Source organism: Marinomonas posidonica IVIA-Po-181, from assembly GCF_000214215.1.
Taxonomy (GTDB): domain Bacteria; phylum Pseudomonadota; class Gammaproteobacteria; order Pseudomonadales; family Marinomonadaceae; genus Marinomonas; species Marinomonas posidonica.
The window spans coordinates 1,676,088-1,688,079 of the sequence record NC_015559.1 but is presented as its reverse complement, the minus strand read 5'-3'; the positions used below and the strand labels follow the sequence as shown (position 1 = coordinate 1,688,079).

Genomic DNA, 11,992 nt, shown 5'->3' with positions numbered 1-11,992 from the left:
TAACGGGCCTAGTCTTCAAATAAATGACCGATTTCACGGTAAGCTAAGTGTTCTTTGCCAGCAATTTTCGCAATCGATTCACCACACATCACCAAACGGCGCTGCACTCGGGCAAAAAACACGCCGTTCGCACGAGACACTAATGGGTAATGCGACCCATCCACATCGTCATCCAGCAAGTTCACCACGTCACCGATCACTTCACCCGCTTCCACAGGTTCGCCAATGGCTTTGTGATAACAGACAATCCCAGCACAAGGGGCTTTGACCAAATCCATGGCATCCAATGGGTAATAGTTAACAGCCGACACATCGGGTTCAGCAACAACACCTTGCACTATGTCTCGATATATTAGGTAATCATACAAAGCCTGCGCATCTTGCTCCGCAAACTCGTGACTAATGTCATTTTCACCTCGCAATTCCACAGTCAAAGAGCGACAACCCCAGGGAATTAAATGCGCATAGTGGGCTTTCAACGAGCGCCAAACACTGACATTGGTTTCATCAAACGAAGCCGCACCGGTTTCCAATTCAGACAGACCCACAGTCGCGTTTAAAAGCCCTAACAAAGGCTTAAAATGGTCTTCAAATTCTTGCGGCACATAAGCATGCATACAGGCTTCACCAGAACAATGCAGATCAATCACTTCGTCCGCATCCATCGACAAAGCCAACAAGGTCTTTTTCATTCCTTGCAACTCCGTCATTTCAGGCAATAGCGCTAACTCTTCACGAATCGCCCGACGCACCACAGATACATTGACGTCTGTTTCAGAAGCCACATCGCCCTTAATGCGCTTCTCCACTTTTCCCCCTAGATTCGGCCAGTTACGATTAAAATTGCCACCACCATCGGAAAAAGCAAAACGCCCTGGAATATAACCGTGAAAATTCTGCGCCAAGCCAATGGGATTCGCCACAGGCACGATAATCACCTCACCTTTAATCAAGTCCGCCTGTTCGGCCTTCTTCAGTAAAGCAATCAGCTTATTCAACACTAAAAAACCAGGCCATTCATCCGCGTGAAGACCCGCTTGAAGATACACTTTAGGACGAGCGCCCGCCTCCCCAAAATGATGTGCTTTTAACACTCGCTGGGTACCAGGAGATGCGCTGGGTAAGACGTGAGAATAGATTTGGTAAGACATACAACCTCGAACTGGACTGAGCGCTAAAATGAAAATATGGGCTCAAAAATAAACTTGCCCATGGTACGCTAAATCGCCGTGTTAATAAAAACCAAATACTATAATGAAATCAGTGTAATAAATGGCTCATTGGTTACGTCTAAACGCTATTAACAAGTGAAACATGCTACATTGACCATAAAATTAGGAGCAAAGAGTGATCAAATCCATCCTAGCCGCCTCCATCAGCAGCGCTTTATTATTCACTTCCCCCATCACCAAAGCCGATTGGCAAGACACCTTACAAGCCGCTCAAGGTCAAACCGTCTATTTCAACGCTTGGGGTGGCGCAGACAACATCAACCAGTACATCCAATGGGCTGCGGAGCGCATTGAAGACAAATATCAAGTCACCTTAAAACAGGTGAAGTTAACCGATACTGCTGATGCCGTAAATCGTGTATTAGCCGAAAAAGCGGCGGGGCAAGACAAGCAAGGCTCTATCGACCTTATCTGGCTGAATGGCGAGAACTTTCGCGCGATGAAAGACAATCAACTCTTGTTTGGGCCCTTTAGCCAAGCCTTACCAAACTACCAAAACTATGTCGATGAAGATGCCCGTCAAAGTTTGACTCAGGATTTTGGCACTCAGGTAGACGGCATGGAATCCCCTTGGGGCATGGCACAAGTCATTTTCATGTACGACACTGCCACACTGTCAGCGCCGCCCAAATCCATGACTCAGCTATTGGCTTACGCACAGGCAAATCCAGGGCGAATTACCTACCCTGAACCCCCACAGTTCTTAGGTTCTACTTTTTTGAAGCAAGCGCTTTACGAATTATCCCCTCACCGTAAAGCCTTGTCACAACCCGTCGACAAAGTGGACGTCAACAAAGTCACCGCGCCACTTTGGGCCTACTTAGACCAACTGCACTCAGTGGCTTGGCGCAGCGGCCAAAACTTCCCTTCTGGCGCTGAGGAAATGATGCGTTTGCTCGACGACCAAGAAATCGACATTGCATTGAGTTTTGATATTTCCGCCGCATCGGTGCAAATTGACCAAGGCAACTTGCCCGATACGGTTCGCTCTTATGTATTCCAAGGTGGCACCATAGGCAACACTCATTTTTTAGCCATTCCTTATAACAGTAGCGCCACCGCTGGAGCGCAAGTTGTGGCCAATTTCTTACTGTCGCCAGAAGCTCAGATCCGCAAACAAACGCCAACTGTCTGGGGCGATCTAAGTGTCTTATCGTATGACAAACTCAGTGCAGCGGACCAACAAAAATTTGATGCTTTGCCTCGCGGCATCGCCACCCTATCTATCGAAGAGCTTGGGCAAACCCTACCAGAACCACACAGTAGCTGGGTGAGCGCGCTCGAAACCGAATGGCGCAAACGTTATGCGAATTAACCTCGCTCGTTTGTAAACGAATTGGCTTGTTGAGACATTCAGTTTCATAAACACGCCTTTTTTCAATTTTCTCTGGAATTTGACTGCTTTATGCCAACCAAATACCGCCAAATGACCACTGGGCTGATTTGCGCTTTATTACTTTTGCCCATTTTGGCGGGATTGGTTGGTACCTTACTGCCTGCCTTTCACTATTTTCCACCGCTTGGGGAAACCGAATTTTCTTTCACCCCGTGGCAAAACCTGTTCACCAACACAGAGTTTTTCGCCAGCTTAAAACTCACCCTGATCAGCGGCATTCTGGCCCCTGTTATGGCTCTTTGGCTGGCATTGGCGCTATTGGCTTGGGGCTATGAAAAACCGTTTTTTCGCCCCATTGAAAACCTTCTTGCGCCTATTTTGGCCATTCCTCATGCCGCCATAGCAATCGGCTTGGTATTTCTGCTAAGCCCATCTGGCTGGTTAGTACGCTTATTCAGCCCATGGCTGACCGATTTTGAACGACCACCAAATTGGATCAGTGTGCAAGACCCTTATGGACTCTCGCTCATTTTCGCCTTGGTCATCAAGGAAATGCCCTACTTGCTCTTCGTCATGTTAGCCAGCATGAAAAGCATTCAAGCCCGCGACAGCCTGCAAGCTTGTCAATCGTTAGGCTATGGTCGTTTTACCGCTTGGCGTAAGGTGTTGATCCCGCAGCTTTACCCCTTGATCCGTTTACCCCTATTTATCGTCATTAGCTTTAGCCTGACGGTGGTGGATTTGGCTTTGATCATTGGGCCAAACACCCCTTCTACCTTAGCCGTGACCTTGTTTCGCTGGTTTAACGACCCAGATTTAACGATGCGATTTAACGCCAGCGCGGGCGCCATCAGCTTAATGCTGGTGATTGTATTCGTGCTGGCCGGCTGGGAATTAAGTCATCGACTCTTAGCAACACTGACTCGTGCGGAGCGAAGCAACGGCAAACGACGAGGTTTATCCGATCAGCTGCTGTCCCTTGGCGCCATGTTGGCGTGCTTCAGTTTGCTGATTGGTCTGCTGGCTCTGGTCATATTGCCCATCTGGTCTCTGACCAAACGCTGGCGCTTTCCCGATGTGTTCCCCACCACATGGACATTGGATAATTTAGAGCGTGCTGCGCCGTTATTAATGGAATTGACCAACAACACATTGGCCATTGCACTGGTAAGTACATTACTGGCCAGTGTGATTAGCCTTATCATGTTAGAAATCAAACGCGTTAGTCATGGCTCATCACAGCAGCACTCTTCACAGCGACTTTCACTGCAAGCGTCAAACCCTCCATCGCATGCCTTTGACTGGCTCATCTATGTGCCGATTTTATTGCCGCAAATTGGCTTTTTATTTGGCCTGCATGTGCTGTTAATCCACCTAAACCTAAACGGTGATCTCATCGCCGTGATGATGCTGCACTTTTTATACGTGTTACCTTACGTCTACCTCACCTTAAAAAACCCGTATCTGGCTTACCATCAAGCCTATCTAGAACAAGCCAACCGACTCAAGCCCAATGTTTGGCGTAATTACCTGACGGTTAAACTGGCCATGCTTAAACCGGCCTTGTTCACGGCCTTTGCGATTGGTTTTTCGGTCAGTGTGGCGCAATACCTTCCCACTTTGATTGCTGGTGAAGGACGTTACAGCACCTTAACCACCGAAGCCGTAACACGGGCTGCATCCGGTGACAGAAAACAAGTGGGCAGCATGGCGTTGTTGCAAACCCTCTTTCCTATTTTCGTATTTTGGCTGGCGTTGGTGGTACCACCGCGCTGGACAAGATGGCGGCTGGCGTTTAAATCTCTCTTTATAAGGATGACTCGTGCTTAGCGTAAATCAGTTTTCATTAACCCTAGGTCAGCAACCTCTGATTCGGGATCTAAGTTTTCGAATCCTACCAGGGGAAGTCTTGTCGATCATGGGACCCAGTGGCATAGGAAAATCCAGCCTGTTGCACTTTTTAAGCGGCACCTTGAACACCTCTCTTAACGCCAGTGGTCAAGTGTATTTGGGCAAGCAGCCCCTTCAGGATTTACCAACCAACAAACGCAAGGTGGGACTGTTGCAACAAATGCCACTGCTGTTCCCTCACATGAGCATCATTGAGAATTTACTCTTCGCCATACCGGAATCTATGCCGAGCAAAACCCGTCAACGAAAGGCACAACAAGCATTAGAAAAGCTCGGCATTCCAGACAAAGCCAACGCCTTGCCATCAGAACTGTCTGGCGGACAGCAAGCTCGTGTCGCCTTACTTCGGACCTTATTAGCCGAACCTGCCTATCTGCTTTTGGATGAACCCTTTAGCAAACTCGACCCAGCCTTGCGCCGCGATGTCAGAGCCTTTGTGCTAGAGCAAATTCGCCAGTCAGATATTCCGGCCCTGTTGGTCACACATGATTCGGAAGATGCCAAAGCCATGCAAGGACAATGTTTGGACCTAGAACCCCTCAAAATGGAAAAGTAACATTGTTTACGCATTAAGGCCGTCATAGCGATGCGATAGTGAGATAAGCTAATAAACACAAGATTCACCCTAGATCCATCCGAAGGAGAACAGAATGAGCGCAGTGCTAAATCATACCGTCAACAATATTCAAGGCGAGCCAGTCGATCTATCCCGTTACCAGGGCAAAACACTCTTGCTGGTCAATGTGGCTTCAAAATGCGGTCTAACCCCTCAATACGAAGGCTTAGAAGCACTTTATAAAAAGTATCACGAACAAGGCTTTGAAATTTTAGGCTTCCCCGCCAATGACTTCGCAGGTCAAGAGCCCGGTTCCAATGAAGAAATTCAGCAATTTTGCAGTCTTACCTACGATGTCACCTTCCCTATGTTCAGCAAACTTGTCGTCACAGGCGAAGACAAGCACCCCTTATACCAAGATTTAATCAAGGCCGTCCCTGTCACACCACACCGTGAAGGAATGGAAAACATGCTTAAGCAATATGACATTGAGCCTACTGCTGCTCCAGAAGTGGTGTGGAATTTTGAAAAATTCCTCATCAGAAAAAATGGCGACATAACGCGTTTTGCACCGGATACCACGCCAGATAATGAAACATTGGTAAGCGCCATCGAAGCGGATTTATAGACCTTATATTCGACTAAAAGGGCCACAGTTGAGGCCATTGACATGGCGATATTTCATGAATGGAAGAGTGGTAGAAAACAACTTCTATAAGATCAATGTATAGACATTATTTTTCAAATAATCGAATCAATGCTTGATAACGCGCCAGCACATTTTCTAGACGAAAATCCGTTACTGAGGGCGGCTTTATGCGATGTTGAGCAAAAGACTGAATTAAATCGGCGGCACTGCTGGCCTCTTTTGTCAGGTCATCGAGATGACTTTGATACAAGCACTCCTCGCCAAATAATTCAGGATACACTTGGCGATTAGGCAAAATGGGAACACAACCTACCGCCACCGCTTCTAAGACAGACAGCCCTTGAAACTCATGTAAAGCAGTTGAAAGAAAGAGATCTGATGAGGCTAATATGGCAAAATATTGCTCTCGGCTTTCGGCGTAACCAAATTGAGTAATACGATGTGAAAACTGACGCTGAATGTTCGTAAACACCTCTGGCACAGACCGAAATTGTTCTCCCATGATGGCCATTTCATAGTCCAAACCCGTGGCTTCCAATGCTTGTAAAATGGCGAATAAGCGATCTGGGCCTTTATCAAATTCCCAGCGCGCTGACCAAGCTATTTTGAGCCTGCTAGCCCCCATTAGAGAATCCGCTTGCCCTTCTGTGCTAAACGGCTTTTCAATCAAACACTCAAGCGGCCATTCAATTGGAACGGGAATCACCTGTGAGTTAGCTTGTGTATTCGCCAACCAATCTGGTGACACGTAATCTGGCAGTTTCTTCAGCAGTGCCTTCGCTCCTTGAAAAAAAGACCTTTGATTAAACGCACTATTGAACACGCACAGATCCGCCGCCAAAGCGCTGTATAAGGTTACCATCTGCATCTCGATCAAACCTTGCTGGTTGTCACTCGCAGGATAAGCAAATTGATTTTCATGAAAATAGAGAATCCAAGGAATATTTTGCAAATCAGGGCAAAAAGCTTTCAGCCCAACGCAATCCGTCATTGAGGTTGCTATCACCAAGTCATAAGGCTTTTGCAATGTGTCCTTAAACTTGGGGTCAAACGCAAAACTCATGGCATTACCACGAATACGCCAAGCAAAGTGGCGAGCAGGCAAAGACATGTAACACCAATCATGCTGATCTAGGCCATTCATTAACGCCTTTGCCCACACTTTATGACTGCTTGCTTCATACGCACTGATGATTAATATTCGCACAACCCAACCATTTACTCTCTTTGTTAACAGAAGAAGCGCAACAAGACTGCGCGCTTTGAGTCTAGCCCAATGAAGGCTGGTCGCTTATCATGTAAGAAAGCAACAACGCCTCTAAGGACCAACATGATCATTCAGCGTCACGACCAAGATATTACCACGCCAACCGGTACAATGCGTTGCACCGTCTATCGCCCTCAAGCGGAAGGTCGCTTTCCTTGTGTCTTTTTTTATTCTGAAATTTTTCAACAAACTGCCCCGATCGCGCGTTCAGCGGCCATCATGGCTGGCCATGGCTTTGTCATCATCGTGCCGGAAGTGTTCCATGAACTGAACCCAATCGGTACTGTGCTGGGTTATGATGACGAAGGCAAAGACAAAGGCAACAATGACAAATTCACTAAGCCTCTGGAATCCTATGATTCAGACACAGTCGCCATGCTCACCTACTTTGAACAACAAGACTATTGTACTGGCCAATTTGGTAGCATGGGGGTGTGTTTAGGGGGGCATCTGGCGTATCGAGCCGCATTAAACCCTCGCATCCAAGCGGCTTTTTGCCTATACGCAACCGACATTCATTCCAACACCTTACCTTGCCAAGCAGGAAACGATTCTTTTACTCGTACTAAGGAAATTCAAGCGGAACTGGTGATGGTTTGGGGTAAACAAGATCCTCATGTGCCCACAGAAGGACGCCAGAAAATCTATCAACAACTGGTCGAAACAGATCGATTGTTTAGCTGGTATGAGGTCAATGGCCAACATGCTTTTATGCGAGATGAGGGAGATAGATACGATCCTGCGTTGGCCCTAGAATATTACGCAAAAGCCGTCGCGTTATTTCAACGCACCCTTAACAAAGCCGTTTAACGAGATAAGGCGAGCTTATTGCTCGCCGCGCCAACTTGGTGTTAAGGCACATTCCCCCAGCTCACCAGAGACCCACATTTCACCATCTTGGATGGTCACATTCAACTGCATCGAACGAGCACATATTTTGGCCAGTTCTAGGACTTGATGTTCTGGAAATTGCAGTACCCGTAAGTTATGAAAACGACTATTCTTACCTCGGTTTTGTTCCCACCAAATGTCTGATTTGTCATTGTAATTCACGACAACAACCTGCTGAGCGCGACCGCAGGCTTTGCGTAAACGTTTTTCATCTGGTTGCCCTAATTCGACCCAAAGTAAAATTTCATCGGAAAAATTCTTCTGCCAAAGGTCTGGCTCTTCTTCTGTGCTGATGCCCTTGGTAAAACTTAATTGCTCATCGCCCTCTTTTTCATCGGCCAACAAAGCAAAGGCAGCGAGACGAACCATCATGCGCTCTTCGGTCTCCGACGGATGCAATGCCAAAGTTAAGTCATACCCTTGATAGTGATGTCTATCCATATCAGACACTTGTACCGAGGCTTTATATACCGTTGCTTTAGTCGCCATAATTACTTCTCAAATATGAACAGGGGAAAATTGCGATGTATTGTACAGCAAAAAAGTTCGTCACACCTTTTATCGTGCAAAGATAAAATGCGTTATTTCAATATAATTGTTTGACATAAGACAAATAATGAGGCTCAATAAACGAGCTCAAAGAGCAAAATTACCTAAATGGACCAACAGATAAAAGGAGAAGCAAGATGACCACATTCATTCTGAATAATCACCGAACTTCTTCTATGGCAACTTGCAATAAACAAGTTCGATCAATCTCAATCTGTACGCGTTCAATGCCTGTGTAATTTTACCTCATTGACCGCGGAATTTACGCGGTCACCCCTTCTAAAACCTCGTAAGTTCCGCCTTAAATTTTATTATTTTGGAGAACACTTATGAGTATCATCGCTTTATTTAACGCCGCTAAAGACTATTTCGAAGCTCGTCGCACGAACCAAGTATTCCGTCATCTAGATGACCATTACTTAAAAGACATTGGCTTCTATCGCGATAATGGCCACATTCGCCCCATTAGCGGAGCAAGCCATGATGAAAATGAATTGCATCAGAAAAACATCATACCGCCGGGAGAACAACCGAGCGACAGCTAATAAGACCGTCGCATCAGAATGACCTGATGCGACGGTAAACATCAAGCCATGACGGCCGAAAACGCCTTTCCCTCAATGCAGCGAAAGGCGTTTTTATTGACGCGCTATTTCATGATCAATTAACAACTCAGTTTCACTCACCTCGCCCTTCGTTGCCAACGCCGTTAAGCGGATATACTTTGCTGGACACCTATGATGAATGTGCAGCCAGTTCCAGACATGAGATTGATTAACTCCTAATATTTTCGCTAATCCAGTTTGACTCCCTACTACTTCGACTGCTTTTGCTATCGCTGACATACTACCTCCTTATATACAACCTTTATTGTATCTAAAAACAACTTATACTGTTTGTCAAATACAGATAAAGTTGTAACTATCCTCGGATGAGCATTTCAAAACGCGTTAAAGAAAAACGGATGGAACTGGCACTAACTCAAGCAGAGTTAGCCAAACGTGTCGGTATTACTCAGCAGTCTTTACAGAAAATCGAAGATGGCCGAACCCAAAACCCACGCAAATTACTGTCCCTTGCCAAACAGCTTCGTTGTGATCCAGAGTGGCTTCTATCAGGTCATCTTGACGAAGTGCGTGAGGAAAGGAGCCGCTACAATAATCAGAACTCTACTAACAACATGCGCCCACTGTTAAGCCAAAATACTCTGTTTGGCCGACAAGATTCGACCGCAGATACCATGTTAGAAGCCCCACACAGCGCTTCATCGAAAGCATTTTGGTTCATGGTGATCGGCGACAGCATGAGCAGCATATCTGGTTTAAGCATCCCTGAAAACTATCTCATTTTAATCGAGCCAGAAGCCTCACCGAAGCATGGCGATCTGGTGCTGGCAAAATTAAACACTTCACAAGAAATCACCTTTAAACAACTGGTGATGGATGCTGGAAATCGCTATTTAAAACCACTTAATTCCAATTATCTCCCTGTTCAATTGAACTCTGATATGGAAATCATTGGTGTAGCGAAAGAGGCAAAACGACACCTTTGCTAAACAACAATAAGGATTAATCAAAATAAACAACAAAAACTGTTGACCGAAATACAGTTTTAACTGTATTTTTAACCAGTACTCATCAGTAAAGGAATATCATTATGCTAATAGTCACTCGACGTCCAGGTGAAACCATCAATATTGGCGACGATATGGAAGTTACCGTGCTCGGTGTACAGGGCAATTGTGTTAGGGTTGGGATCAAAGCACCACGTGAAATAAGCGTACATCGCCACGAAATTTATAAACGCATACAAGCCGACAAATCCAAAGCTTTGGACGCTAAAGACTAATCCACATTATCCGCAACATCCAAATAGGAAACTTGCTTTCTTTAAAACTTGGATCTAGCCTTAAAATGCCTGTTCATTTTTTTGTTCGGGCGAATTCAAAGTAAAAACACATTGCCGTTCCCGTTATTCATTTTTTTAAGGATTAAGATATGAAACACGAAGTAACGTTCAAAAACCTGCCTAACTGGCCAAAAAAACCATCCCTTTTCAATCAAGTCACCAACCACAAAGCCCTTATATGGCCAAAACTAGCCTCTTGGCCGAAACTAGCTACTTGGCCGAAACTAGCCACTTGGCCAAAACAAGCCTCTTGGCCAAAACAAGCCACTTGGCCGAAACAAGCTACTTGGCCGAAACAAGCTACTTGGCCAAAACTAGCTACTTGGCCAAAACTAGCCACATGGCCGAAACAAGCTACTTGGCCAAAACTAGCCTCTTGGCCGAAACTAGCCACTTGGCCAAAACAAGCCACTTGGCCAAAACAAGCCACATGGCCGAAACAAGCTACTTGGCCAAAATAAGCCTCTATGGAAGGAAGGTAAATAAATAACCACTCGTTTTACCCAGAGTTCAACCCACTTTTGGGTGGGTTGAACTCACCAACCCAAGCAAAGTTTCATCAAACATGCAGTCCATCCAACCCTCTAAAATATATTTATAATTCATTAAATTTCAAATACATACGTGTTTTGACGAAATAACAAAACGTTGCAATTTCCCTCATACAAAATACCTGACACTAACCTACAATCCACCCAAATCTTCAAAGCAAGGGGTGGGTTATGTTTCGCAGTGTTTTTGTATTTTTTATATTCTTTTCAGCTGGTGTGTCGGCTGGCTATTACGACGATACCGAAGGACTTGCAGGCGTCGCGTTAAAAACCAAACTCCACACCATCATAGATGGTCAGAAGGCCTTAAAATACACAAAGAGTGGCAATAACGATTGGTACGATGGGGTGAAAATGGATGTGTGGGAAGCACTGGTTTACACCGACTCAGCTTGTCCAGATGAAGCGCCAAAATGCGGTTTAGTCCAAATGCTGTACCTGGATGATGTAAGACGCATCGACCAGGCGAACAGAGGGAAAAGCAAAAACGACTCATGGGATCGTGAACACGTATGGCCAAAATCACGTGGTTTCAAAAAACAAAGCCAAGACGGATACACAGATTTGCACCACTTACGCCCTGCTGATCGCAACATAAACGGCGCACACAGCAACTATGGTTACGATGAAGGTGGCGAGCCAGTCTATGACAAACTGGCCGACGGCAGCCAAGTCTTATCTGGCGCCTACCTAGACAAAGCCAACGAATCCTTCGAGCCAACAGACAGAGCCAAAGGCCAAATCGCCCGCATGATCTTCTACATGGCAGTTCGCTATGAAAAAGGCGACAACGCCTCACCAGAGAACATGCCAGACTTAATCATATTAGACAGTAACGCAAAGCAAAGCGGACAACCCTCCATAGGCGACCTATGTACGCTGGTTAAGTGGCATGAAGAGTTTGCCGTAACAGACTTTGAGAAACGCCGAAATGATAGAGTAGAAGAACTACAAGGCAATCGAAATCCCTTTATCGATCACCCTGAGTTTGTAAAAGCGATATGGGCGAATGAGTGTCCATGAATCATTGAGAATGGGGCTAGGTGAAACATGTATAATTTTCATCTAGCTCCTCACCCCCCGAAGTTTTCAAACTAGCCAGTAAGGTCAATTCAGATAATTATTTAACCAGATTCCACGTA

The 11,992-nt window shown here is 45.8% G+C and carries 14 protein-coding genes; 10 read left to right on the top strand and 4 right to left on the bottom strand.

All coding sequences use genetic code 11. The annotated features are described in order from the left end of the window. Positions 1 to 8 precede the first annotated feature (8 nt). The gene (locus MAR181_RS07980; RefSeq protein ID WP_013796085.1) at positions 9 to 1,151 is read right to left on the bottom strand and encodes a succinylglutamate desuccinylase/aspartoacylase family protein; all 1,143 of its coding nucleotides are present in this window, start codon (positions 1,149 to 1,151) and stop codon (positions 9 to 11) included. 196 nt (positions 1,152 to 1,347) lie between these two features. Here MAR181_RS07980 and MAR181_RS07975 point away from each other — a divergent pair, with 196 nt between their 5' ends. The 4 genes from MAR181_RS07975 to MAR181_RS07960 all read left to right on the top strand — a co-directional run bounded on the left by MAR181_RS07975 (position 1,348) and on the right by MAR181_RS07960 (position 5,663). Then, the gene (locus MAR181_RS07975) at positions 1,348 to 2,547 is read left to right on the top strand and encodes an ABC transporter substrate-binding protein (protein WP_013796084.1); all 1,200 of its coding nucleotides are present in this window, start codon (positions 1,348 to 1,350) and stop codon (positions 2,545 to 2,547) included. A gap of 90 nt (positions 2,548 to 2,637) precedes the next feature. Beyond that, on the top strand, positions 2,638 to 4,398 hold the full coding sequence (locus tag MAR181_RS07970) for an ABC transporter permease (RefSeq protein ID WP_013796083.1): 1,761 nt from the start codon (positions 2,638 to 2,640) through the stop codon (positions 4,396 to 4,398). Next, on the top strand, positions 4,391 to 5,035 hold the full coding sequence (locus MAR181_RS07965) for an ATP-binding cassette domain-containing protein (protein WP_013796082.1): 645 nt from the start codon (positions 4,391 to 4,393) through the stop codon (positions 5,033 to 5,035). Before MAR181_RS07970 ends, MAR181_RS07965 begins: the two co-directional genes overlap by 8 nt. A 94-nt stretch (positions 5,036 to 5,129) precedes the next feature. Continuing rightward, a complete protein-coding gene (locus MAR181_RS07960) occupies positions 5,130 to 5,663 on the top strand; it encodes a glutathione peroxidase (RefSeq protein ID WP_013796081.1) in 534 nt (177 codons plus the stop codon). Between the two features lie 106 nt (positions 5,664 to 5,769). Here the strand turns inward: MAR181_RS07960 and MAR181_RS07955 are convergent, their stop codons facing one another. After that, positions 5,770 to 6,891 (bottom strand): tRNA-queuosine alpha-mannosyltransferase domain-containing protein, encoded by a 1,122-nt coding sequence (locus MAR181_RS07955; RefSeq protein ID WP_013796080.1) that lies wholly within the window; start codon positions 6,889 to 6,891, stop codon positions 5,770 to 5,772. 123 nt (positions 6,892 to 7,014) lie between these two features. Between MAR181_RS07955 and MAR181_RS07950 the strand changes: the two genes are divergently transcribed. Next, a complete protein-coding gene (locus MAR181_RS07950) occupies positions 7,015 to 7,761 on the top strand; it encodes a dienelactone hydrolase family protein (protein WP_013796079.1) in 747 nt (248 codons plus the stop codon). Between the two features lie 15 nt (positions 7,762 to 7,776). On the opposite strand, the gene MAR181_RS07945 is transcribed toward MAR181_RS07950, so the two are convergent. Beyond that, positions 7,777 to 8,331, bottom strand: coding sequence for a YaeQ family protein (locus MAR181_RS07945; RefSeq protein WP_013796078.1), 555 nt, complete (start codon positions 8,329 to 8,331; stop codon positions 7,777 to 7,779). Positions 8,332 to 8,720: 389 nt separating this feature from the next. Here MAR181_RS07945 and MAR181_RS07940 point away from each other — a divergent pair, with 389 nt between their 5' ends. Further along, complete coding sequence (locus MAR181_RS07940; RefSeq protein WP_013796077.1) at positions 8,721 to 8,936, top strand: hypothetical protein; 216 nt, start codon at positions 8,721 to 8,723, stop codon at positions 8,934 to 8,936. A gap of 93 nt (positions 8,937 to 9,029) precedes the next feature. Here the strand turns inward: MAR181_RS07940 and MAR181_RS07935 are convergent, their stop codons facing one another. Beyond that, a complete protein-coding gene (locus MAR181_RS07935; protein ID WP_013796076.1) occupies positions 9,030 to 9,236 on the bottom strand; it encodes a YdaS family helix-turn-helix protein in 207 nt (68 codons plus the stop codon). Between the two features lie 86 nt (positions 9,237 to 9,322). Here MAR181_RS07935 and MAR181_RS07930 point away from each other — a divergent pair, with 86 nt between their 5' ends. The 4 genes from MAR181_RS07930 to MAR181_RS07915 all read left to right on the top strand — a co-directional run bounded on the left by MAR181_RS07930 (position 9,323) and on the right by MAR181_RS07915 (position 11,873). Then, on the top strand, positions 9,323 to 9,946 hold the full coding sequence (locus MAR181_RS07930) for a LexA family protein (protein ID WP_013796075.1): 624 nt from the start codon (positions 9,323 to 9,325) through the stop codon (positions 9,944 to 9,946). 101 nt (positions 9,947 to 10,047) lie between these two features. Next, positions 10,048 to 10,239 (top strand): carbon storage regulator CsrA, encoded by a 192-nt coding sequence (csrA, locus tag MAR181_RS07925; RefSeq protein ID WP_013796074.1) that lies wholly within the window; start codon positions 10,048 to 10,050, stop codon positions 10,237 to 10,239. A 149-nt stretch (positions 10,240 to 10,388) separates the two neighbouring features. Next, on the top strand, positions 10,389 to 10,760 hold the full coding sequence (locus MAR181_RS07920) for a hypothetical protein (protein ID WP_013796073.1): 372 nt from the start codon (positions 10,389 to 10,391) through the stop codon (positions 10,758 to 10,760). A 261-nt stretch (positions 10,761 to 11,021) separates the two neighbouring features. Beyond that, a complete protein-coding gene (locus MAR181_RS07915; protein WP_013796072.1) occupies positions 11,022 to 11,873 on the top strand; it encodes an endonuclease I family protein in 852 nt (283 codons plus the stop codon). The last annotated feature ends 119 nt before the right edge of the window (positions 11,874 to 11,992 follow it).